We start from the raw sequence: 23059 nt of genomic DNA, 5'->3' as shown, positions 1-23059 counted from the left end.
CCATGAACGATTTCACCGCAGCCGGCCCAGGCACCCCTTCCACCCACGCCGACATCCTGTACGGCCCGCCGCGACCGGATCTGCTGCGCGAGGAAGTGCTGGCCGACCTGCTGGAAGCGACGGCACGCCGCTGCCCGCGGCAGATCGCGCTGATCGATGGCGAACGCCGCATCACGTATGCCGAACTCGATGCCCAGGCGGGCCTGGCCGCGTCGCGCCTGGTGGCCGCCGGCGTGAAACCCGGCGACATCGTCGGCCTGTGGCTGCCGCGCGGCGCGCATCTGCTGCTGATGCAGGCGGCCATCGCCAAGGCGGGCGCCGCCTGGCTGCCCGTCGATGAAGACACTCCCGTCGAGCGCCTGCAAGTGTGCCTCGATGACGCCAGCGGCGCGGGCGTCATCAGCTGCGCGCAGTTCGCGCCGCGCCTGGCGGACGCCGGCGTCCAGCGTCCCGTGTGGACGGCGGAAAGCCTGCTGGCCCCCGCCGCGCCGGGCGAAGTGTTGCCGACGCGGACAACCGTGCTGCCCGAGCACCCGGCCTACGTCATCTACACGTCCGGCTCCACGGGCAAGCCCAAGGGCATATTGATCAATCAACGCAGCATCTGCCACTTCCTGCGCAGCGAAAACGCCGTGCTGGAAGTGGCGCAGTCCGACACCGTCTACCAGGGCTTTTCCGTCGCCTTCGACATGTCGTTCGAGGAAATCTGGATCGCCTACCTGGTGGGCGCCACACTGTGGCTGGGCCCCAAGGATATCTCGGGCGACCCGGAAGCCTTGCCGCGCGCGCTGGCCGCCAACCGCGTCAGCGTGCTGCACGCCGTGCCGACCTTGCTGGCCCTGTTCGCCGAAGACGTGCCGAGCCTGCGCCTGATCAACCTGGGCGGCGAGATGTGCCCCGAGTCCCTGGTCGAGCGCTGGTCGCGCCCGGGCCGCGCCATGTTCAACACCTATGGTCCCACGGAGGCGACCGTCTCGTGCAGCCTGGCGCGATTGCGGCCCGGCGAACCCGTCACCATCGGCACGCCGCTGCCCAACTATGGCTTGCTGGTGCTGCAAGTGGCCGAACCGGGAGAAAACCGTCCATTGACATTGCTGCCTCGCGGTGAGACGGGGGAATTGTGCATCATCGGTCCCGGTCTGGCCGAGGGTTATCTGGGCCGGCCCGACCTGACGGTGGAAAAATTCCTGCCCAATCCGTGGACGACCAGCGCGGATGACGCCCGCCTGTACCGCACGGGCGACCTGGCCCGCATCGATGCCGACGGCCAGGTGCTGTGCCTGGGCCGCGCCGACGACCAGGTGAAGATACGCGGCTTCCGCGTGGAACTGGGCGAGATCGAAGCCGTGCTGGCGCAGCAGCCCGGCGTGGGCACGGTGGCCGTCCTGCTGCGCAAGGATGACGGCATCGACCAGCTGGTGGCCTACATCGTCGGCAGCGACGATGCCGCGGACGATGCGCTGGCGGCGAAAACCCTGCGCGCCGCCCTGAACCTGCACTTGCCGCCGTATATGGTGCCGGGCCGCTTCGAGCTGCTGCCGCTGATGCCGCGCCTCACTTCGGGCAAGATCGACCGGAAAGCCCTGAAGGCCATGCCCCTGTCCGCGCCGCCCGCTGGCGAGGCGGGAGAATCGGACGTGCCGGAAACGCCGGCCGAAGCGGCCCTGTTCGCGGCCCTGGCCAAGCTGTTCCCCGGCCAGGCGATACGGCGCCAGTTTGACTTCTTCAGCGACCTTGGCGGCCACTCCTTCCTGGCCGCGCGCCTGGCGTCCGCCCTGCGCGCCGATCCGGCCTACGCCCACATGACGGTGCGCGACATTTACCAGAACCGGCAGATCGGCAAGATCGCCGCCGTGCTGGGGGAAGCACCGGCGCTGGCCACGCCGGAAGCGCAGTGGACGCCGCCATCCACCCTGAAGCGCTGGATCTGCGGCGCGGCCCAGGCGGCCGCCGTGCCGGGTCTGGTCACCCTGCGCATGGCGCAGTGGATGGCGCCCTTCTTTACGTATCACTTCTTCACGGGCGACACGGGAGATACCGTTCCGCGCGCCATCGCCGCCTCCATCGGCGTGTTTTTGCTCGCGACCCTGGCCGAATTTGCCATCGCGATCGCCGGCAAGTGGCTGATCGCCGGGCGTTTGAAGCCCGGCAGCTATCCGCTGTGGGGTGTCACCTATTACCGCTGGTGGCTGGCCGACCGCCTGGTCGAATCTGCGCCCGCCTACCTGCTCAGCGGCTCGTCGCTGAACAGCTGGTGGCTGCGCGCGCTCGGCGCCAAGGTGGGCAAGGAAGTGGTGATCGGCTCGATGACCCTGCGCGCGCCCGACCTGCTGTCCATCGGCGACAACGTCAGCGTGGGCAATGCCGTCAACTTTGAAAATGCCCGGGTCGAGCGGGGCCGCTTGCTGCTGGGCCGGATCGGCATTGGCGACGATGCCTGCATCAGCTCTTACGCGATTTTGGAAGGCAACACCAGCGTGGGCGCCTTCGGCCACCTGGAAGGTCAATCGGCGCTGGCCGACGGCGCCTCGGTGCCCGATGGCAGGGTCTGGACGGGTTCGCCCGCGCGCGACATCGGCCCCTACGATCCGGCCAGCCAGCCGCCGCGCCCCGCCGTCTCGCGCCTGCGCCTGACGGGCGAAACCCTGTTCTTCTGCTTCGGCATGGTCTTGATCGCCGTGCTGTTCTTCATGCCCGTCTTCCCCAGCTTCGTGCTGATCGACTGGTTCGACGAGCGCGAAATGATGCCGTGGCTGCAGGGCCGCGACGTGACGACCCAGCTGGCCCGCTACTTCCTGCTGGCCTTCCCCGCCAGCGCCGTGCTGATCGTGCTGACCGCCCTGCTGTCGGCCGCCATCCGCTGGGGTGCGCTGCCGCGCCTGAAGCCGGGCAGCTCGCCCGTGCACAGCAATATCTATTGCGCCAAGTGGCTGGTCAGCCATATCCAGGAATCGAGCCTGAACGTCCTGCACGGCATTTACGCCACCGTGTACGCGCCGTACTGGTACCGCCTGCTGGGCGCCAAGGTGGGCAAGGGCGCCGAGATTTCCACGGCGCTGGGCGTGGTGCCCGACATGCTGACCCTGGGCGACGACACCTTCATCGCCGACGCCGTCATGCTGGGCGACGAGCAGATCGACGGCGGCTGGATGACCATGCGCCCCACCGTCGTCTCGCACCGCAGCTTTGTCGGCAACGGCAGCTACATCCCGGATGGCACCGTGCTGCCCGAACACGTGCTGATCGGCGTGCACACGCATGCGCCGCGCAATGAACAGATGCATAGCGGCGACACGTGGCTGGGCTCCCCGCCCATGCACCTGCCCGCGCGCGAACAGGTCAGCGGCTTCGCCGAGCACCTGACGTTCAAGCCATCGCTGCTGCGCCGCCTGGGCCGCAGCCTGATCGAGGCGTTCCGTATCGTCGCGCCGCACGCGGTGGTGATCGCCGTCGGCTACACGCTGGTGCTGGACGTGATGCCGATCGCGGGCGCCGGGCGCTGGGGCGAAGTGGTGGGCGACCTGGCCATCGCCGGCCTAGCCTACGGCATCGGCAATTTCCTCGTGGTGGTGCTGTCCAAATGGCTGCTGCTGGGACGCTACCGCAAGCATGCGGCGCCCATGTGGACGCCGTTCGTCTGGGTTTCCGAAGGCGTGACCAACCTGTACGAGGGCATCGCCGTGCCGAATTTCATGCGCTACCTGCGCGGCACGCCGTGGCTGCCGCTGGCCTTCCGCCTGTTCGGCTGCAAGATCGGCCGCGGCGTCTACATGGACACGACCGACATCACGGAATTCGACTGCGTGCACATCGGCGATTACAGCGAATTGAACGCCCTCACCTGCCCGCAGACGCATCTGTTCGAAGACCGCGTGATGAAGATCGACCACGTGGAGATCGGCCAGCGCGTCTACCTGGGTCCGCGCAGCTCCGTGCTGTACAGTGCCAAGGTGGGCGACAACGCGCGCCTGGGACCGCTGACCCTGGTGATGAAGGGCGAGCACATCCCCGCCGGCAGCAACTGGGCCGGCTGCCCGGCCGCGCCGCTGCGCAGCTGATGAATGCTACCGTGCTCTGGTCAGGGGACGGCGTGCTGGTGATCGGCATCGCCGCCGTGCTGGCGCGTACCGAGGCCCGCCTGCGCATCCGCGCCGCCGTGCGCGAGGCGGTGGCGGATTGGATGAAGTTAAGCATTGAGGCGATTGCGGTGGAGTCGACGCCGGGCCAACCGCCCCGCTTGCTGCTGGCAGGCGGCGCGGCGGGCCTCTCGTTCAGCCATGACGAGGGACTGTCGCTGGCCGCCATCCATCTGCATGGCGCCGTCGGCATCGACGTGATGCGCGTGCAGGCTATTGCCGACTGGTTCACGCTGGCGCGCGATTACCTGGGGCCGCAGGTGGCCGATGCACTGGCCGCCTGCCCTGCCGATCAGCGCCCCTTGGCCCTGGCGCAGGCATGGACGGCGCGCGAGGCGGCGCTCAAGTGCGCGGGCTTGCCGCTGGCGGAATGGAACGGAGCAGCGCCAGCTTGCCGCCTGCAAGCCTTGCGCTTGGCGGCTCCGTATGTGGCGACCCTGGCATACTAGTCTTCCTTGCCCTCGGCCGCCCCGCCGATCTGGACGAAAATCAGTTTTACGATAATACTGACGAGCAGTCCCAACACCCCGATCAATTCCAGCATGGCCTTTCCTTTGCAGTGACAGCGGACCAGGCCACTGTAACGCGAACGCGGGGGCCGGGCCAATATCAAATCAGGCAGTCTCCGATCTCGAAAAGGCATACGATTGATTTCCATCAGACAGTTCCGCTACTTTGTCGAAGTCGTCGATGCGGGCAGCTACTCGCGCGCGGCGGAAAAGCTGTACATCGCGCAATCGGCCCTGAGCCGGCAGATCAAGGAGCTTGAGGGCGAGGTGCAGGCCCTGCTGCTGACGCGCGACGCGCGCCATATCGAACTGACGCCCGCCGGACAGCTATTCTACGAGCGGGGCAGGCGCATCCTCGACGACATCGAGGAAACCGTGCGCCAGACCCGCCACGTGGGACAAGGCGCGCAAGGCATCATCCGCCTGCTGCATTCGAGTTCCGTCACCCTCACGCCCGCCATCGGCGCCGTGCTGAACCGGCTGCTGGCGCGGTTCCCCGGCGTTACGCTCGACGTCTCCAAGGGTTCGTCGGAAAACCAGGCGGCCGACATCGAGGAAGGCCGCGCCGACCTGGGCCTGGTGCGCCTGCCCACCCTGCGCAAGCACGCCAACATCGTCGTGCGCGAACTGTACGCGGAAAAGCTGGTGGTGGCCGTGTCATCGGCTTCGCCGCTGGCCGCGCTGGAGCGCACGACCATCGCCGCCCTGCGCGACGAAGCCTTCGTCTCGATCCCGCACAAGGACCGCGGCGGCCTCAGTTACCTGGTGGCGGGCCTGTGCCTGGCGCAGGGCTTCTTTCCGAAAGCGGCGCGCGCCCTATCGCGCAAGACCTCGCAACTGAACCTGATCGAGGCCAACATGGGCATCGCCATCGTCCCGGACAGCATGCGCCTAGCGGCGCCGCCCGGCGTGCGTTTCATCGCGCTGCCGGACGAGGAATCGCATTCCGTCGTGGGATTGATCTCGCCGCGCGCGGCCAGCGGCATGGTGGCCGCGTTTACGGAAGCGTTCGTGCGCGAGATGGCCAAACTCCCGGCCGGCTAGCCTTCCGCATACAGCGCCGCATCCGCGTCGCGCACGGCCGCCATCAGCAGGGCCAGCTTCATGACGTCGAGCTTGCCATCCGTGCGCACGCGCGAGCACAGGTCGATGCCGTAGGGACGCACCTGGCGCAGCGCCTCCATCACGTTGGCGGCGTCCAGCCCGCCGGCCAGGAAGACGGGACGGGGGCTGGCGCGCACGAAGCGGGCACTGATGCTCCAGTCGTGCGTGCGGCCCGTGCCGCCCAGTTCCGGCACCGGCGCGCCGGGGCGGCCCGAGTCGAGCAAAAACGCGTGCACATGGGGCGCGTAGGCGGGGATCAGGTCCAGCGCCTGCGGCCCCTCCACGTGGATCACCTGCACGCGCCGCACGTGCGGCAGCTGCCGCGCCAGCTGCGCCACTTCGCCGGGGTCGATATGGCCGACGATCTGCACGGTGGACGGCTGCGTGGCGTGCACGTGTTCGGCGATGCGCTGCGCCGTCGTCTCGGACGTCAGCAGGAAGGTGGCCACGGGCGGCGGCGTCCAGGCGGCGATCTGCGCGATGCGCGCGTCGGGAATCGGACCGGGGCCCGATGGCATGGCCCCCACCAGGCCCAGCGCGTCGGCGCCGGCGGCAATGGCCAGTTGCGCTTCGTCGATGGAAGCGATGCAGCAGATCTTGATACGGGTTCTCATGGCCTTGCGTGCTCAATTGGGATGATCAACATTACAACACAGGGCGGCGCGCGCGCCAAGACACGCGGTCAAGGCCGCGCGCGATTGTGTGCCAGAATGGGGGCCTACCCACATCCCGAGGAACCCATGGCCGACTACAAGAACCCCAGCTACGTGGCCCGCTCCATGCACCCGCGTTTCGATGAACTGACCTCGCCGGGCGAAGCCGTGCCGTATTCGGGCATCTACCGCTGCGACGGCTGCGCGCACGAGATCGTGTCGACGGAAGGCCACGTCATGCCGCCGCAAAACCACCACCAGCACAGCAGCGAGCAGGGGCCGATACGCTGGCGCCTGATCGTCAGCCCGCGCTGATTGACAGGCGCCAGGTGGCGGACGATACTTGATTCATCCGGAATCGCCATTGGAACGCCACTGGAACACCAGCATGCGCATCGTCGACTTTGAAGTCCGCAAGGAGTGTCCGCCGCAGCTGTGCGACTGCGAGCGCGAGCGCCTGCTCGACGATCCGCAGGCGGACCTTGCCATCCTGCGCCTGAACCTGACGGAGGAAAAGCGCCTGCTGGCGCACATCGAAGGCATCGCCACCCATGCGCAGCTGAAAAAACTGCAGCTGCTGTTGAAGCGCAACCTGGGCGTGGAATTGCAGATCGCGCCGGGCGGCGGCGAAGTGCGCACCGTGCGCGGCTTCCAGATCCGCCTGCTGGAGCGGCCCGGCCTGTGCCGCAAGACGCGCGCCGCCATTCCGGCCGCCGTGCGCCGCTGCCTGGCCGCGCATCCCGAGATCGCGTTTGCGATCTTGAATGACAACGATTTGCTCGGTGGTGTCTAGACGCCGGCGCGGATGGGAATGATCTTGCCCTGTTTGCCCTTTGCTTCACGCGCCCTTAACTGCCCGCAACCGCCCTCCACGTCCTGCCCGGCCGAATCGCGCAATTTGGTCAGCACGCCGCGCGCGTGCAGGGCGGCGGCAATGGCGCGCGCCTTTTCCCAGCTGGGACGCTGGAACGGCAGGTCGTCGATGGTGTTATACGGGATCATGTTCAGCACCGCATATTTCCCCTGCAAGAGCGCGACGATGCCATCCATCTCGTCCTCGCCATCGTTGACGCCTTCCATCAGGGTCCACTGGTACTGCACGGGGTAGCCGGTCAGGCGCGCATACGACTCGCCGAAGTCCACCAGTTCCTGCGGGGTGAGCCTGGGCGCGCGCGGCAGCAGCTGTTCGCGCAGCGCCGGCTTGGTCGTGTGCAGGGACAGGGCCAGCGCCGGCTTGACCCTTCCCTGCGGCAGGCGCTCGAAGGCGCGCGGGTCGCCCACGGTGGAAAACACGAGGTTCTTGTGGCCGATATTGCCCTCAATGCCCAGCAGCTCGATCGCTTCCATCACATTGTTCAGGTTATGCGCCGGCTCGCCCATGCCCATGAAGACGACTTTTTTCACGGGACGCAAGCTGCGCGCCAGCACCACCTGGGCGACGATCTCGCCGCTGGTGACTTGCCGGATCAAGCCGTCGCGGCCCGTCATGCAGAACTGGCAGCCGACGGCGCAACCGACCTGGCTGGACACGCACAGGCCGTCGCGCGGCAGCAGCACGCTTTCCACCGTCTGGCCGTCATGCAGTCCCACCAGCAGGCGCGCGGAACCGTCGGCGCCCGGATGGGTGCTGAGCAGTTTCAGCATGCCCTGCAATTCAAGGTCGAGCGCCGGCAAGGCCTCGCGCACGGGCAGCGGCAGGAAGTCTTCGGCGCGGCGCCGGCCCTGGTCGTGCGGCTGCGCCTGTATCCAGTCGCGCAGCACGCGCTGTTCGTGCAGGGGCTTGGCGCCCAAGGCGCGCAGGCGCTGGCGGAGATGATCGATTTGCATGGCGTCGGAATAAAAAACGGCGCGCCGGCAGGAATGCGAGGCGCGCCGCGGATGGCAAGAAAGAGCTTAGACTTTTTTCACGAACTCGGTTTTCAGGCTCATGGAACCGAAACCGTCGATCTTGCAGTCGATATCATGGTCGCTGTCGACCAGGCGGATGTTCTTGACCTTGGTGCCCATCTTGACGACACCGCCGCCGCCCTTCAATTTCAAGTCCTTGATGACGCTGACCGTGTCGCCGTCCTGCAGGATATTGCCGGCCGCATCGCGGTACACGCGGGCGCCCTCTTCCGCCGCCTCGCCAGCCGTGGCCGACCATTCATGCGCGCATTCAGGGCAGATCAACTGACTGCCGTCTTCGTACGTGAATTCGGATTTGCATTGCGGGCATGGTGGTAATGTGCTCATTGTCTTCTCTGTCTGGTGAACAGCGCGTGCTGTAAAAGCCGACATTATACTGCCTACGCCCCGCATCAGCTTGCTTTTTTCACCATCCTTATCAAGGACGGCGCACGATCTCGATGGTGCTGTGGACGATTTCCTCGTGGATGCCGATGCGCGCGCGCAGCTCGGCGCCAGTCAGCGCGGGATCGCGGCTGACGACGGACAGGGCGCACGAATACAGCTGCTTGCCGACGCGCCACACGTGCAGGTCGACGATGCGCGGCGTGTCGCCGGCGCTTTCCACTTCCACCGCCTCGCGGATTTCCACCACCACGGGGTGGTCCATCTCGCGGTCCAGCAAGACCTTGCCCGTCTCCTGCATCAGCTTTTTCGCCCACAGCGCCACCAGCACGGCGCCCGCGATGCCCATCACGGGATCGAGCCAGCGCCAGCCGTAAGCCCACGCGCCGGCCAGCGCAACGATGGCCAGCAGGGACGTGGCGGCATCGGCCAGCACATGGACGTACGCGGCCTTCATGTTCAGGTCTTCGCCATGCTGGTGGCCGTGGTGGTCATGGTGGTCGTGTCCATGGTGATGATCATGGTGATGGTCGTGGTGGCCGCCGAGGATCAGCGCGCACACGAGGTTGACGGCCAGGCCGAAGGCCGCCACCGCCATCGCCTGCGGATAGCGGATGGGCTGCGGCGAGAACAGGCGTTCGACGGAAGCGGCCACCATCAGCACGGCCACGCCCAGCAGCAAAATGGCGCTGGTGTAGCCGGCCAGCACTTCGATCTTCCACGTGCCGAAGGCGAAGCGCGGGTCGCGCGCATAGCGGCGCGCGGCCGCATACGCAAACGCGGCCAGGCCGATGGCCAGCGCGTGCGAACTCATATGCCAGCCGTCGGCCAGCAGGGCCATGGAGTTGTACCACCAGCCGGCGACGATTTCCAGCACCATGGTGGCCAGGGTGATCCACATGACGATGCGCGCGCGGCGTTCCGCCTTGTCGCTGGCGGCGCCAAAAACGTGTTCATGCTGCCAGGCGGAGAGGTCTTCATCGCGGGTTTGCGTTTGCATGACGATCTCCTTATTTGAGGTAGGTGCGCAGGATGCCGGCGATGTCGTCGGCGCCTCTGGCCCGCTCGTCGGTGGAAATGTCGGGGCTGGCCACGTGCTCGCGCAAGTGCTCTTCGATGACTTCGGCCATCAGGCCGTTGACGGCGCCGCGCACGGCGGCGATCAGCTGCAGCACCTCGCCGCAATCGCGCCCCTCTTCCAGGCCCCGCTCCAGGCCTTCCACCTGTCCCCTGATGCGTTTGATCCTGTTCAGCAGCCTGGTCTTGTTGTGCGCCGTGTGTCCCATGATTCCACTCCGATAAATACTATAGGGGGGTATACTATCAGAGAGAGCCGGGGGACGCGATTTTTTGCAGCTTGCTGGCCAGCGAGGCGTCGGACAATTCGCCCAGGTGGGTATCGACCAGGCGCCCCTGCGCGTCGTAGAACAGGGTGGTGGGCAGGGCCGAGGAGCCGGCCGCCTTGCCCAGCGCCGCCTCGCCGTCGAGCACCACGTTGCGCAGGGTCGCGCCGCTCCTGCCCAGGAAAGCGCTGGCCGCCGCCGCATCCTCGCGCTGGTTCGCATACACGAAGACGATATCGGCGCGCACCTGCTGCGCGGCGGCCAGCACGGGCATCTCGCGCCGGCATGGCGGGCACCAGCTGGCCCACAGGTTGACCACCATGGGCTTGCCGCCGGCCAGCGCCGCCAGGGTCGTCGGCGCGCCATCGAGCCCCTGCAGGGCCACGGCCGGCAAGGCCGTCGGCTTGTCATACGCCAGCCCGATGCCCGCGCCCAGCACGCCCCAGGCCAGCGCGCCGGCCGCCACGCTGACGGCGAGAGGACGGCGCATGGCCGCCATGGCGGGACGCCGGCAGCGCCACGCGGCGATGGCCAGCGCGGCGGCGATGCCGGCCGGCGCCAAGAACCCGCCGTCGCGGATGTTGATGATGGACCAGGGCGCGGCCAGGTACTGTTCCTGCCAGCGCAGGACGAACGCCACGCGCGCCGCCAGCAGCCCGGCGATCAGCATGTCGGACACGAGGGGGCCGGCATCGGGTAGTTGGCGATACCGGCGCAGCCACCACGCCACGCCATAGGCGACAAACAGGGAAACGAACAGCAGGACCAGGCCCGTGGGCAGGGCCAGGGGGCCGATTTGCAGGGACAGCATGGGCGCTTTCTATCACGTCAAGGGACGGACATTGTGGCCCAGGTGGATTAAGCCGGCGTTAAGCGGTGCGAAGGTCAGGTGGCCAGCGCCTCCTTGCGCACGAAATGCATGGCTTGCGGCTGGTCCACCAGCACGCACTGCTTGCCCGTGCGCCTGCAGTGGTCGTGCACGCGCCAGTAGGCATCGTGGCTGACGCAACCCGTCTGGCAAATCACCAGGTCGGCCGCCACCAGGCCCGCTTCCAGTGCCGCCGCATCGTCGGCGCCGTCGTCGCCGCCCGCATGATGGAGGAAGCGCCCGCCGGCCTGCTCGACGGCCTGCTGCGCCATGAGCGCGCCGTCCGCAGCCTGGCTCAAATAGCTGCCCACATACAGCACGGCTTTTTCACGCACGTCGGCCTGCAAGCCTGGCGCGGGCAGCCACCGCAGGCGCAGCAGCTCGCGCATCAAGTCCTGCACGCGCTCGCCGAGCCACTCGACCTTGCGCGCCAGCCGGGCGCGCGTCGGCAAGCCCGGCACGCTGGCCGCCAGTTCGGCCAGCGCGTCGCGCGCCAGCGCCAGCTTCGTCTCGCGGATCACGAGCTGCGCCCGCGCGCGCATCAGTTCCGACTCCAGCTGCGCGATGCGCGCCGCCTGCGCGGCCAGTTGCGCACTGCAGCGCGCCTGCACCCGCCCATATTCGCCCATCAGCACGCGATGCTCGTGCGCGATCGCATCCTCGTTGCCCTGCCTGCTGCCCATCATGTCCTCCTTCACACGCCTGGCGCCATGGCGCCGGTCCATCGCCACCCCTTGCCTCACATTATAAATGAGAATCATTATTATTTGCGTATGTGTGTGCGCGCTGTAGCATCGCGCTTGCCTGCCCTGCGCCAGGACACTCCCATCCCCGACGGCACGCTGCGCGGGACCGGTTTATCCGGCCGGCGCCGGCGCGCCCGCATGCAACTGGCGCCAGAACGGCGCGGCGGGCCAGCGCTGCTCCCAGCCGTAATACTGCTGGCGCTGCGCCAGGTATTGCGCATGGCGCTGCGCCACCGTGTGCGCCACCGCGCCCAGGCTGGCGTGGCCGGCGATGGCGCCAGCGGCCGCCATGCCGTTGGCCAGCGCCTTGACGATGCCTTGCGACGTGACGGGATCGTAGGCGGAGGCGGCGTCGCCGATGGCCAGCCAGCCATCGCCATGCAATTGGTCGAGGCAGTAGGACGGCGCGGGAAAACTCCGTACACCGCCCGCCAGCGGCGCCGCGCCGCGGGCCAGCGCGGCCGTGTTGGGCGCGGCCGCCAGCCCGTCCAGCCAGTGCGCGGCATGCTGCAGGCGCCGCGCCCTGACGGTGGCCGCATCGCTGTAGAACGCCAGCAGCAAGGTGGCGTCGGGCAGATGGGCGCCATACCACCAGCCATGTTCGACCGCTTCCAGGTGCGTGAGGCCGGAACGGGGACCATCGGGCGCGGCGAAGCGCATGGCCAGGCATACCAGCGGCAGCGTTTCCACCTTGCGGCTGCCGCGCTGGCGCGCGAAGACGGCGCGCGTGCCGCTGGCGTCGACCACCAGGTCCGCATGGATGCTGGCCGGGCGCGGGTGCGCGGGATCGCCCAGCCTCAATTCCAGGGTAAAACCGCCGCCTTGCGCCGGGAGCGACGCGGCCAGGCTGGCGCGCAGCAGCACTTCCGCCCCGCGCAGGCGCGCCTGGCGCGCCAGGAAGCCATTGAAACGGGAACGCTCCAGGTGCCAGCCATGGCCCAGCGGATGCAGCAGCGCGTCGTTGTAGCCGCGCTTGTCGCTGCCCCACCAGGAACAGCTGCCATGGCAAGGCGCGTGCGCCTCGGCGAAAAAATCCTGCGCAATGCCCAGCGCCTGGAACAGGCGGTTGGCTTCGGGCGGAATGCTTTCGCCGATGCGAAACGACGCATAATCGCCCGCCTCGATCACGAGCACGTCATGCACGCCATGCTGCGCCAGCGCCAGCGCGCAGGCGCAACCGGCCGGACCGCCGCCGATGATGGCGACCCGGTAGCGCTGCCGCGACGGCCGCCATGCAACCGAGCTTTCATCCATCGCCGGCATCAGCGCTTCGGCTTCGGCCGGTACACCTTGTCGATGGCCGTGTTGCGCCAGTACTCGACCAGGTTGCTTTCATCGCTGTCGAACAGGCTTTCGACTTCCAGGTAGTAATCCTTGCAGACGGCCTTCTCGCCGGCCTTGCGCGCGATCGCCGTGCTTTGCACGACCACGCCGATGCGGTGCCAGTTCAACAGGAACTGCGCGCGGTCCTGGTAGCGGCCCACATGCATGGCGGGGCGGTCGATCTGCGCATTTTCCGGGGTGGTCGACGGCACCTCGTCGGCCCGCGTGCCCTTGCCGCGCACGGAATAGCGTGGCGTCGCCAGTTCGCCGCCATTGGCGACGACGTCGTCATACGTGTACACGGCCACGGGCCGCTGCGCCGGCCAGGAGGAGTACAGCAAGGTATTGTAGCCATTGCCATTGATCGCCGTGGCCGCATCGATCGCCTGCTGGTTATTGAGCACCGTGCCGCCGGGATTCGGATCGGGCAGATGCGTGGCGCACGAGTTGTAATCGGTATGCCACGGCAAGGCCATGAACTTCGACACGTCGCCAGGCTGCACCTCGCCGCCGCGCAGCGGCATATAGCCTGCGTCGAGGAAGGGCTGGTCCCTGACGGCGGTCGCGTAGTCGAGATGCTGTGCATTGATGCGGAACGGGCCGCCAGCGTCGTGGCGCCGCCACGCTTGCCGGTACAGGCCCGGATCGCGCACGATAAAGCCCATCTCGATGCCGGGGCTGTAGCGGCCGCCCAGGCAGTTGAACAAGACCGCGCGGTCGAGCGCTTCGCCCGCGCCCAGCAGGAAATTGCCGCTGTCGGCCACATACTGGCCATGCGCCCACTGGTCCATGAAAAAATACTGGGCACGGGTCAATGTCAGCAGGCTGCTGCCCGCATCGCCCAGCGACAGCGGCATTTGCGGCCGCAGCGGCGGCGCGCCCGTCTGGTCAGGATGGCGGATGAAATTCATGATCGGGTAGGTCAGCCCTTCGGCCTTCATCTTGCCCAATAAATCGTGCTCCTTGATCGCCCTGGGCGGCAGGCTGGTCGTCCAGCGCTGCAGCGACGCGGCGCGCAGAATGGGCTGGACATCGGTGCTGAAATTGCTCCGGTAGTTCGTCTGGTAGCGGCCATCCGCATACACGGCGGGCCGCAGCGCCATCTTTTCCAGCCAGGTGCAATACAGGTCGTCCCACAGCGACACGACGTTCGCCGTTTGCGGCGCGTACGACGGGTCGCTCGACACCACCCAGGCGCCGCCCTCGACGGCGCGCGCCGTGCCGTCGGCGAACAGCAGCGTGGCCGTGACGGGGCCATCGGCCACGTCATCGAACCAGTTGTCGTTGTTGACATTGTCGTGCAGGACGGCGGCGGCCGAATGATTGCCTTGCGCGTCGAAGCCGCAGGCCTTGCCATAGCCGCCCAGCACCAGCAGGCGGCCATTCTTTTCCGTGGTGATGGCGCCCAGCGACGCGATGATGGCGCCGGGGTCCTGCGCCGGCGCGCCAGGCTGCCCGCCGCGCGGGAACGACACGGGATAGTCGGGCAGGCCGCGCACGGCGCCGCTGGCCGCGTCCACGCACGACGGCGGCGTGGCGGCGTCGAACCGCTGCACCGACTGGCGCGCGGCTTGCACGGTGCGCGGTCCGGGGTCGATGACCAGCAGCTTCAGGCGCAGCGGGTCGGCCGGCGTGCCGAAGTGCGGCGAGCCTGGCTCGCCGAAGGCCCGATTGCGCAGGGCTGGCGCGCGCGCGTTGTCGAACGGCGCCACGCCTTCCCCGCCCTCCCAGCTATTGGCTTTCTTGTTCGCCAGATGCACGGTCCAGACGATGTCCTTGACGATCTTGCCGTCGACCATGCTGCCGATGGCCACTTCGGCCGCCGCGCCCCGCCGGCCCAGCGGATAGCTTTCCACGCCGTCCGCCGCGTCGAAGGCGTACTGGTAAATCCGGAAGCGGGCCGCCTGCCGCTTGAGCTTTCCGCCGGCGTCGCGCAGCTCGTTGCTGGCGATGGTCGTGTCCTCGGTGCCGGGCCGGATCGGCAAGCCGCCCGTGCCATCCTGGCCATCGAGCGGCATGCCGGCCAGGCTTTCCGGACCCAGATAATATTCTTCGCTGTTGCCGACGCGGGCGATGCCGATGGCCGGGTGAATTCTCAAACCTGTGTATGCCATGCTGAACTCCTGATCATCAAGGGTGTCTGTACCGGTTGGCCAAGGCGTCACGGCGGCATGCCGTCCCTGACCCACTGGTCGAAGATGTCGATGCCCTCCTGCGGCATCGGGCCGTCGGGCGGCATCGGGTGCGGCGCGGACATGACATACTCGCCCTCCCGCCCTCCCGGTGCGCGCAGGCGGTGCCCGGCGTCCACCAGCCATTTGGCGTTGCGGCTGTCATAGTCGTAACCGTGGATGGCCACCTGGATCTGCCAGGCGAACGCCTTCACGCTCGCATAGTCGTTCAGATACAGGCGCTGCACGCCCGTCGACGCGGGGTTCGCCAGCTTGACCTTGTTCATGTCGGCCACATAGCGGGAAAACAGGCCCTGCACGTCGCGCTTGAAGCTGGTCCGTTCACTCATGGCTTGCTCTCCTCATACGTGGGTGCGGCTGGTTTGCGGCGGTCGACGACCTGGATCACGGGCGTGGAAAAATCGCCTTGCCGGATCAGGCCGCGCCCCTTGTCATTCGTGGTGATGGCGGCCGTGATGCGCCATGCCTGCCCGCGCTTCTTGGGGACCAGGCTGTCGACGATGCCGGTGATATCCGTTTCGATGACATACTTGTCATGCTGGTGGGCGCCGGACAAGGCCCAGTGGCTGCTGCTGGTGACCAGATAACGGTCGCGGAACGCCTTGTCACCGATGCGCGCCGTCACCTTGGCCGGATACAGGTAGATATCGGCCTGAAAACTGTAGTCTTCATCGGCATGCGCGCGGTCCAGCACCATGTTCGCCCGCTTGTCGCCGGCCACCTGCCGCGCCGGGATCTGGTAGGTGCCGGTGACGGCGAGGTCGGGCGTGGCGACCGCGCCATCGGCCGCATCGTCGCTGAGCAGGGCGGCGAACAGGCTTTTCTGGTTGTCGCCGAACACGAAGCCCGCCTGCTGGTGCCGGTCGATCAAGGCCTGGATGTCCTTCTTGCGGGCAAACTCGCCGCCATAGCGCGGCTGGAAGCCATAGCCCTGACGGATGGTGTCGAAGTACAGATCCGCCCGGCCCATGTTGGCCGCGTAGTCGCCCGAATCGTCGCGCTGATCGTCGCCGCTGCCGGCGCTCCAGCCGACGGGCCGGGGCAGGCTGGCGTCCTGCTCGCTGCGCATGTACGCCGTGCGCCCGCTGCCGCGTATGCTCGCATCGCCATGCTCGTCCAGCCACTTCTCGAAACTGTAATCGAGGAAATTATGGAAGGCGTAGAACAGCGGATCGAGGCCGGCCGTGACGTTGTCGCCCATATTGCCGCCCATGTAGGTGGCGTGCATGTGATTGTGGATCTTCGTCTCCAGGTTGCCGCCGCCCAGGCTGCCGTATTCGTCGCCGCCGAAATCGGCCCAGTCCATGTAGTAGATCTGGTAGGCCAGCAAGTTGGGCGAGGCCGTGGCCAGCGAGCTGTCGAGCCCCTCCCTCTTGCGCGTGGCATCGTACAGCGGCGAATCGACGTCTTCGAAGGCCTTCGGATAGCGCACGCCGGAAGGCTTGCGGGTGAAGTTCCAGTACGGCAGCGCGACGTCGCGCGTGCTGGGCCCCCGTTCGCCGTTCGGGTCGGCTGCCTGCAGGGCTTGCTCATAAAAATACAGCTGCGCCCGGTGCCATTGCAGGAAGGTGTTCTTCTGGTGCTCGCATTCGCCCGGGAATTCCTCGTGGGCATTGTCCTCGGTCGCCACCTTGTCGAGAAAATAGGCAATGTCGCAGCTGTTGCGCGTCGGATCGCCCAGCAGCTGTTTCAGCCTGTCGCCGGGCAAGGCCGCCTGGCGGTCATTGAAGACGTCGACGGAGGTGCAGTTATGCACCCACGCTTGCCACAGGAAGCCGCGCCGGTCGTACACGTTTTCCTGGCTCTTGCGTTTCATCTCGCTCACCGCATGCTTGAAGGCGTCAAGCTCGGCCGGGGTCAGCTCATCGATGTTCTTGCGGTAGCGCACGACGCGCGCGCCGCCCTGCTCCGCCTGGGCCAGCCATTCCGGGCGACACGATACGGCGGCCTGCGCTTGCGCCTCGATGCAAACGCCTGCGCACGCCAGGCCAGCCAGCAGGGAAAAGGTCAAGGTTTTCATGCGTAACATGGATCGTTGCTCCAAAGGCAGATTGAGGAAGACGGGAGCGCGGCCAGGCGCGCTCGCGCCAGGAACGGTCAGTGTCCGTGTCCCCCGATGTCGCCGCCACCCTTGCCATCCGGCAGCACCACCTTGACGTTCTGCATCATGCCCTGATCTTCATGCTCGAGGATATGGCAATGCAGCACGTACTCGCCGATGTAGCGCTGATAACGCGTGGCAATCTCGATCTTGTGGTTGGCCATCACCAGCAAGGTGTCTTTCCAGGTGCCGATCACGTCCTGGTATTGCTGATCCACCTTGCCGCCGTCGGTCCGGACGACACTGACGACCTGAAAGGGATTGACGTGGATATGGAAGGGATGGCTACCCCTCTTGGACGCCAGCTCCCACATCTGCTCGGTGCCCAGCACCAGCGTGCGGTCGATGCGGTGCGGATCATAGATATATTTTTCCTGCGGCTTCTCTGCGTCCAGAGGCTTGCTTTCCACCATGAAACCAAGCTTGTCGCCGACCATGCCGATATTGAACGTCGCATACTCCTTCGTCTTGCCCCGCAAGACTTGCTGCTCCGCCGCCGTGAACGCCTTGTGCGGGACAAACTTGCTGAGCTTGAGGCCATTCTCCAGGTCATTGAGGATCGTGCTCCTGACGCTGTCGGGCAACTGCGCGCCGGGCAGGCGCTTGACGGCGTTGCGCAACTCGGCCAGCAGGAAGTCGCGCGGCGACTCGCCCGCCCTGGCGCGTGCGGCTGCCTTGGCGTTGGTCTTGGCGGCGATCACGCCGATCAGGCGCGTGTTGTTGACGTCATGCATCGTCGTCATGTTATTGACGTTGGTTTCCGCATACACGCAATACGCGCCGGCCTTCGGCAGCGAAAACAGGATGTCGCTGCGGTAGCCCGGCTGCAGGTAGTTGAGGGTCTTGGGGATGATCCTGTCGTGCGTCAAGCCGTCGCCGGCCACCTCGAATTGCGTGACATCGTCGCCGTCGCACAAATCCATCACGTCCTTGTCCTGGTTGGCCACGCCGAGCGCCTGGAACAGCTTTTGCGGATCGTTGGCGCGGCGGATGCGCAACACGACGGACGCCTGGAAGCCCGTATCGATCAGGCGCCAGCGGTACAGGCGCTGCGTGGCCATGTTCAGCACCGGCTGCACCTTGCCGTTGACGGAGGTATACCGGCCCGACATCAGCCAGGCATCCGGATCCTTGACCTGATCGAAATCCTCGAGCACGCCCACGGCATCCTGCTCGCACGGCTTCGCTGGCGCCAGGCTGTTGCTGGGGCAGTCATACGGGATTTGCTGCAGCAGCATCACTTCGCCGGCGCTGCCGCTGCCATCGTCGGGCTGGAACGGTTTCAGCATCACGTCGAGGTCGCCATTCGCCGTGGCCGTCGGATAACGGTCGCCTTCCACCACCAGCGCGCCGGCCATGCCGCTGGCGACCTGCATCGCCGTCGCGCCATGCTGGTGGGGGTGATACCAGAACGTGCCGGCCGGGTGGTCGATGGGAATATTGTATTCATACTCGAAATCCACCTCGGGCTTGATCGAGATCAGCACGTTGTCGCTATTGCCCGAGGGCGAGACCCACAGGCCGTGCGAGTGCAGATTGGTGTCGTTGAAGCAGCCGCGCGGACGCGGCGCATTCGTATCGCTCGTCGCGCACTGCCCGGCCGGCAGCGCCGGCAACTGGTTATGCAGCTTGAAGCGCACGGTCTGTCCCGGCGCCATCACCACGGTGGGCGCCATGAAGGTGGCCGCATGCTCGTCGCGCCCATCGAGCGCCAGGCCGTCCGTCTGCTGGTAGGAACGCAGGTACACCTTGTCATGCTTGGCCGTGGTGGGGTTATAGATGCTGCCGTTGGCGTAGCGGATGTACAGGTCGTACGACTTTTCGTACTCGTCGCGCTTGCTTGCCGCGCGGTTGGCGGGCCTGGCGCGCGCCTTCAGTTTCGGCGGCTCCTGCAGCAGGCGCAGCTCGAGTTTGGGCACAGACTTCAGGTTCAGGTCGAGATTCAGGTTGGCCGTGGTTTCCGCGGCGAAGGCGGCGCCGCAGGCGAACGGCATGGCGGCCAGGCACAGCGACACGTAGCTGCGGGGAAGGCGATTGGACATGACAACTCCTCGATTGGACTCGGCAATGGAAGCATGGCTGGGCATGCGTATTTTTTTTAGTAGCATTGCCATTATCCATAATGACAAAGAGTCAATTCTCACACTAAGTCACTTGTTGTTTTTTGAATTTGGGATGAGGTGGAAGGGGAGCTGGCCGCCAGTGCCTGAGATGAGGGGACGGCGTTGGCCGCTGCGCGGCCAACGGCCCGCGCGCAGCGCGGTGGTTGGGCGATTCGGAGAGGGCTGGGCCGGCACGGCCCAGCCCTTCGAATCCCACCGTTCCGTCCAGACAAATAAAAAAGCCTCCCGCAGGGGAGGCTTTTTTATTTTATTCTGGCGGAGACGGTGTCCGCCTAATTGGCGTCCGGCAAATTCCGCTTAATGCCTCTACGCCCTTGAATTCATACATTTTTTCTGCCAATTAGTCCGCTTGGCGTCGCTTGAGTACGGTAAAATCCGCGTTTGATATGTGGGTAGAAATGGGGGTAGGCGATGGCGCGCACGGTCGAAAAATTGACAGCATTGGCGGTAAGCAAGGCAAAAACACCGGGCTATTTTGGCGACGGCGCCGGCCTGTACCTGCAGGTGTCGAAGACTGGCACGAAGAGCTGGATCTTCCGGTACACGCGGGAGCGCAAGCAGCGCGAGATGGGCCTTGGCGCCGTGCACACTGTAACCCTGGCCGAGGCGCGTGGCAAGGCGCGGGATTGCCGGGCACTGCTGCTGGAAGGGAAAGACCCCCTGGAAACGCGTGCTGCCGACAAGCTGACCGATGCGCTGGATCGCGCTCGGGCAATCACGTTCAACCAATGCGCCAGCGCCTACATCGCCGCGCACCGTGGCAGCTGGAAAAACGTCAAGCACGCGGAGCAGTGGGAAAACACGCTCGCGACCTACGCCGCGCCCTTTATCGGAGACTTGCCCGTGGCCGCCGTCGACACCGGCCTGGTCGTCAAGGTGCTGAGGCGATCGTGCTGCTCAAGCAGATGCCACGCGTGGAGAAGTATGTTTTCCCAGGAAACAAAAAGGCCACGCCGCTATCCGATATGAGCCTAACGGCCGTGCTGCGTAGGATGGGTCGGCACGATATCACTGTGCACGGCTTCCGGTCGACGTTCCGCGACTGGTGCTCGGAATCAGTTGCAAACTCTTTCCCGCGCGAGGTTTGTGAGCATGCGCTGGCGCACAGCTTGCCGGATAAGGTCGAGGCAGCGTATCGCCGGGGCGACCTGCTGGAGAAACGCATCCTGCTGATGCAGGTGTGGGCGAACTACTGCAACTCCGTCCCGGTCGTCGCCAGCGTGACAGCCATCCACGGGGCAGCAGTGTAGGCTTGGCGAACCTTCAAACAGGCCGGATGAACCCTATCGCAGCATGCACGCCTCGCTCTTCGTCAGCTCGCGTTCTTTCACGTCGATGCCGACCAGCCACCCGCCGCGCTGCAGCTGCTCCGGACAGCTCTCGAAACTCGAGCGCAACTGCAGGCCGCCCAGTTCGAACGACTCTTCCGACATCCAATCGATGTAACAGTCGATCAGGCGGCCCTCCGGAAATGTTGAAATCTGATGGCCTCGCAGCTCAGCGCACGTGGCGTGGCGCTGAAGCACATTTGAGTAATCGTCAGCCACCGCCAGCACCCCGCGCGAGCCACCGCTCTCACGTGCAAGTTTTTTCGGTAGCGCCACTCCGGATCGATACAGTTCCCTGGCGCGGAATCCGATAGCGTTTTCCGGTACGAAAAGTTTGCATACCCAGGTCTGGGCGACCTCGCGGGGGCGGCCAGACTCATCCCTCGTTGCCTCAATGCCGCTGAGCACCATATTCCATCCTTGAACCCGCACCAGTTTGGGCTTGGCCAACTGCGCCAGAATGCGCGGCGCACCAATCATCTGCAGGCGTGCAACTTTTGAAGGACGCCGATTCCCCTCCAGCGTTACGTCGACCACCAACAGTTCGAGCAGTATGGCGCCTTCTACTACCGGCGCAGGAGCTGCCAACACTGCCCCATCCTCTCGACGCCTTGATGCCCAAACCTTTATCATCCATCCCAAATATACTGTACAAAAACACAGTATATTGCCAAGCTTACGAAACCAGAAGGCAAAATTTGTAACTAGAAGAGCCCGTCCTGCTCCGCTGGTGCGGCCGGCGCAGGTGCTTTCGAACGGGATCGCGGTTGCATGGGGTCGGGCTGCGCGACAAGCAGCTCCGCCGGATACTGCCGATAAACGTCCTCTTCCGAAACGAGCGAGCCGTCCAGCCAGCCTTTGTACTGGTCTGGGTCGAAGATCATCACCATGCGCTTTTCGTCGTCGGGCTTGTGAAAGCGCTGCATCAGCGGGAACCAATCGGCGTTGATCGTCAGCATCGCAAATGACAATAGCTGATCGGCTGGGCGATACTCTCAAATGCCGGCATTGGCCATCAGACCGCCATAGGCACGCTCGATGCGCCAGCGCACGGGCTTGCCGGTTTCGTAGTTGGGTTCGAGGAAGTTGGCTACCAGAATGATGCAGAACTGCTTGCGCTTCCAGGCGTTGCGAAAGGACGGCTAGCTGGCCACCATTTCGGTGCGGGAATTGCAATTCTGACGGGCCAGCTTTTGGTCAGCCCAATGCGGCACCATGCCAAACATGACTGGGATGATTTCCAGCTGACCAGGCGACTCACGCAAGCCGCGCATAATGGGTACAATGCAGGCGGGCCATGCTTTGCGCGGCAAATCGAGTTGGATCGACCGAAAACTGAAACGGCCTTCGATCTGCTCTTTGCGACTGGAAATGTTGTCTACAGACATTGATTCATAACAATACGAAGCTATTTATTCGTTAGTCCAACTGCACGCAATCCTTCAAGGAAGCGATCAATTCTCCCCTCTTTCGGCCATCCCGCAAATGAATCCACCAATACACCATTATTAAAAAAGTAAAAATTTGGTGTTTCCCAAGAGGGAAGCTGCGGCCAGTCATCAGCACGGTAAACAATAGAAAGTGGTGTTTCTGGATGTAGCTTATTCCAATTCCTAAGTGCAGAAATATTATTCGACCTATCTTGCGGGGCTATCCAACGAATTTTTCCAGAATTTTTTTCGGCTACCCCCCCGTCTCCCATGATTACCCTCATTGCATTCATAGAAAAATGGCAAAATGGCGATCCAACGATTACCACAAATCCACCAGAAGGAAAAATAAACTCTTTTCTAAGAAGATTTTTACCATCCGAAGTCAACTCCATAATTGTAGGTGCCTTAAAATTTCCGGCATCGATCAATACTGGAATTTCCTGCAATATTTTAGGGTGATTAGACTTATAGTCAATAGCCTCATCAAAAAGTCGCGCAGCTACGATTTCACTCAAAACAACTGCCTCATCATTGGAAGATAGACTTCCCCTTCTTTCTAGTTCATATGAAACAGAAATGAACTTTCGAACCAGTTCAACTTGATTCGTATGATGCGTCATCAAATTCAGAATGCTAAAAATCTCGGAAATTTCCGAATCAGTCACCCCCCCCAACAAGTCAGGCAATGTTTTTGGCCATGAAAGGTTGTTGTATAAGATTAATAGTTGAGCATTAAACTCATAATCCACAAGATCCTGACGCTTAATTTTTTCTTTAGCATCAAGAAAAATATTATTTTGATATGAAATTTCTGAACTTTTGCTATGAACGAAATCTAACTTACCTAAAATTGCGACCGCCAAAAGTACCTTCAGAAGCGTATTAAAAAAATTCATTTTCATTTGGCG

Annotated in this window: 23 protein-coding genes; 7 read left to right on the top strand and 16 right to left on the bottom strand. The window is 64.7% G+C overall.

Annotated elements, in window-relative coordinates:
- Positions 1–2: 2 nt before the first annotated feature.
- The 3 genes from J0O65_RS14735 (at position 3) to J0O65_RS14725 (ending at position 5689) form a co-directional block, all read left to right on the top strand.
- Entirely contained in the window at positions 3–4058 is a 4056-nt protein-coding gene (locus J0O65_RS14735) for a Pls/PosA family non-ribosomal peptide synthetase (protein WP_215407806.1), read from the top strand.
- A gap of 11 nt (positions 4059–4069) precedes the next feature.
- Positions 4070–4585: a 4'-phosphopantetheinyl transferase family protein gene (locus tag J0O65_RS28135; RefSeq protein ID WP_215407804.1), complete on the top strand. Its 516-nt coding sequence runs from the start codon at positions 4070–4072 to the stop codon at positions 4583–4585.
- Positions 4586–4783: 198 nt separating this feature from the next.
- Positions 4784–5689: a LysR family transcriptional regulator gene (locus J0O65_RS14725; RefSeq protein ID WP_215407802.1), complete on the top strand. Its 906-nt coding sequence runs from the start codon at positions 4784–4786 to the stop codon at positions 5687–5689.
- On the opposite strand, the gene J0O65_RS14720 is transcribed toward J0O65_RS14725, so the two are convergent.
- On the bottom strand, positions 5686–6363 hold the full coding sequence (locus J0O65_RS14720; RefSeq protein ID WP_215407800.1) for a phosphoribosylanthranilate isomerase: 678 nt from the start codon (positions 6361–6363) through the stop codon (positions 5686–5688). The genes J0O65_RS14725 and J0O65_RS14720 overlap by 4 nt on opposite strands.
- A gap of 126 nt (positions 6364–6489) precedes the next feature.
- Between J0O65_RS14720 and J0O65_RS14715 the strand changes: the two genes are divergently transcribed.
- Both J0O65_RS14715 and J0O65_RS14710 read left to right on the top strand, forming a co-directional pair.
- On the top strand, positions 6490–6717 hold the full coding sequence (locus tag J0O65_RS14715; protein ID WP_077402374.1) for a hypothetical protein: 228 nt from the start codon (positions 6490–6492) through the stop codon (positions 6715–6717).
- A 73-nt stretch (positions 6718–6790) separates the two neighbouring features.
- The gene (locus J0O65_RS14710; protein ID WP_215408534.1) at positions 6791–7195 is read left to right on the top strand and encodes a hypothetical protein; all 405 of its coding nucleotides are present in this window, start codon (positions 6791–6793) and stop codon (positions 7193–7195) included.
- On the opposite strand, the gene J0O65_RS14705 is transcribed toward J0O65_RS14710, so the two are convergent.
- From J0O65_RS14705 to J0O65_RS14655, 11 genes are all read right to left on the bottom strand, one after another.
- Entirely contained in the window at positions 7192–8229 is a 1038-nt protein-coding gene (locus J0O65_RS14705; protein ID WP_215407798.1) for an RNA methyltransferase, read from the bottom strand. The genes J0O65_RS14710 and J0O65_RS14705 overlap by 4 nt on opposite strands.
- 66 nt (positions 8230–8295) lie before the next feature.
- Positions 8296–8637, bottom strand: coding sequence for a zinc ribbon domain-containing protein YjdM (locus tag J0O65_RS14700; RefSeq protein WP_034784061.1), 342 nt, complete (start codon positions 8635–8637; stop codon positions 8296–8298).
- 91 nt (positions 8638–8728) lie between these two features.
- On the bottom strand, positions 8729–9694 hold the full coding sequence (gene dmeF, locus J0O65_RS14695) for a CDF family Co(II)/Ni(II) efflux transporter DmeF (protein WP_215407796.1): 966 nt from the start codon (positions 9692–9694) through the stop codon (positions 8729–8731).
- A 10-nt stretch (positions 9695–9704) separates the two neighbouring features.
- Complete coding sequence (locus tag J0O65_RS14690) at positions 9705–9980, bottom strand: metal/formaldehyde-sensitive transcriptional repressor (RefSeq protein WP_215407794.1); 276 nt, start codon at positions 9978–9980, stop codon at positions 9705–9707.
- A gap of 37 nt (positions 9981–10017) precedes the next feature.
- On the bottom strand, positions 10018–10848 hold the full coding sequence (locus tag J0O65_RS14685) for a TlpA disulfide reductase family protein (protein ID WP_215407793.1): 831 nt from the start codon (positions 10846–10848) through the stop codon (positions 10018–10020).
- Between the two features lie 74 nt (positions 10849–10922).
- Complete coding sequence (locus tag J0O65_RS14680) at positions 10923–11591, bottom strand: DUF2325 domain-containing protein (RefSeq protein WP_353056200.1); 669 nt, start codon at positions 11589–11591, stop codon at positions 10923–10925.
- Between the two features lie 171 nt (positions 11592–11762).
- Positions 11763–12914 carry an FAD-dependent oxidoreductase gene (locus J0O65_RS14675; protein ID WP_215407791.1) on the bottom strand — a complete coding sequence of 384 codons (1152 nt, stop codon included), beginning with the start codon at positions 12912–12914 and terminating at the stop codon, positions 11763–11765.
- Positions 12914–15088 carry a LodA/GoxA family CTQ-dependent oxidase gene (locus J0O65_RS14670; RefSeq protein ID WP_215407789.1) on the bottom strand — a complete coding sequence of 725 codons (2175 nt, stop codon included), beginning with the start codon at positions 15086–15088 and terminating at the stop codon, positions 12914–12916. Before J0O65_RS14670 ends, J0O65_RS14675 begins: the two co-directional genes overlap by 1 nt.
- Positions 15089–15135: 47 nt before the next feature.
- Entirely contained in the window at positions 15136–15495 is a 360-nt protein-coding gene (locus J0O65_RS14665) for a hypothetical protein (protein ID WP_215407787.1), read from the bottom strand.
- A complete protein-coding gene (locus J0O65_RS14660; RefSeq protein ID WP_215407785.1) occupies positions 15492–17195 on the bottom strand; it encodes a tyrosinase family protein in 1704 nt (567 codons plus the stop codon). Before J0O65_RS14660 ends, J0O65_RS14665 begins: the two co-directional genes overlap by 4 nt.
- A 68-nt stretch (positions 17196–17263) precedes the next feature.
- Complete coding sequence (locus J0O65_RS14655) at positions 17264–19309, bottom strand: multicopper oxidase family protein (RefSeq protein WP_215407783.1); 2046 nt, start codon at positions 19307–19309, stop codon at positions 17264–17266.
- Positions 19310–19801: 492 nt separating this feature from the next.
- Between J0O65_RS14655 and J0O65_RS14650 the strand changes: the two genes are divergently transcribed.
- Together J0O65_RS14650 and J0O65_RS28250 are read left to right on the top strand one after the other, a co-directional pair.
- A complete protein-coding gene (locus tag J0O65_RS14650) occupies positions 19802–20359 on the top strand; it encodes a tyrosine-type recombinase/integrase (protein WP_353056199.1) in 558 nt (185 codons plus the stop codon).
- Positions 20360–20499: 140 nt separating this feature from the next.
- Complete coding sequence (locus tag J0O65_RS28250; protein WP_353056198.1) at positions 20500–20640, top strand: hypothetical protein; 141 nt, start codon at positions 20500–20502, stop codon at positions 20638–20640.
- A gap of 33 nt (positions 20641–20673) precedes the next feature.
- On the opposite strand, the gene J0O65_RS14645 is transcribed toward J0O65_RS28250, so the two are convergent.
- From J0O65_RS14645 to J0O65_RS14630, 4 genes are all read right to left on the bottom strand, one after another.
- Positions 20674–21309 carry a hypothetical protein gene (locus J0O65_RS14645; protein ID WP_215407781.1) on the bottom strand — a complete coding sequence of 212 codons (636 nt, stop codon included), beginning with the start codon at positions 21307–21309 and terminating at the stop codon, positions 20674–20676.
- Between the two features lie 113 nt (positions 21310–21422).
- Entirely contained in the window at positions 21423–21677 is a 255-nt protein-coding gene (locus J0O65_RS14640) for an SOS response-associated peptidase family protein (protein WP_215407779.1), read from the bottom strand.
- A 183-nt stretch (positions 21678–21860) separates the two neighbouring features.
- Positions 21861–22106, bottom strand: coding sequence for an SOS response-associated peptidase family protein (locus tag J0O65_RS14635; protein WP_215407777.1), 246 nt, complete (start codon positions 22104–22106; stop codon positions 21861–21863).
- Between the two features lie 20 nt (positions 22107–22126).
- Positions 22127–23053, bottom strand: a complete 927-nt coding sequence (locus tag J0O65_RS14630) for a hypothetical protein (protein WP_215407775.1) — start codon at positions 23051–23053, stop codon at positions 22127–22129.
- Positions 23054–23059: the final 6 nt, after the last annotated feature.

The organism is Janthinobacterium sp. JC611 (assembly GCF_018682595.1).
Lineage (GTDB): Bacteria > Pseudomonadota > Gammaproteobacteria > Burkholderiales > Burkholderiaceae_D > Janthinobacterium.
The sequence above is the reverse complement of the archived record's forward strand: the minus strand, read 5'-3'. Positions and strand labels throughout refer to the sequence as shown.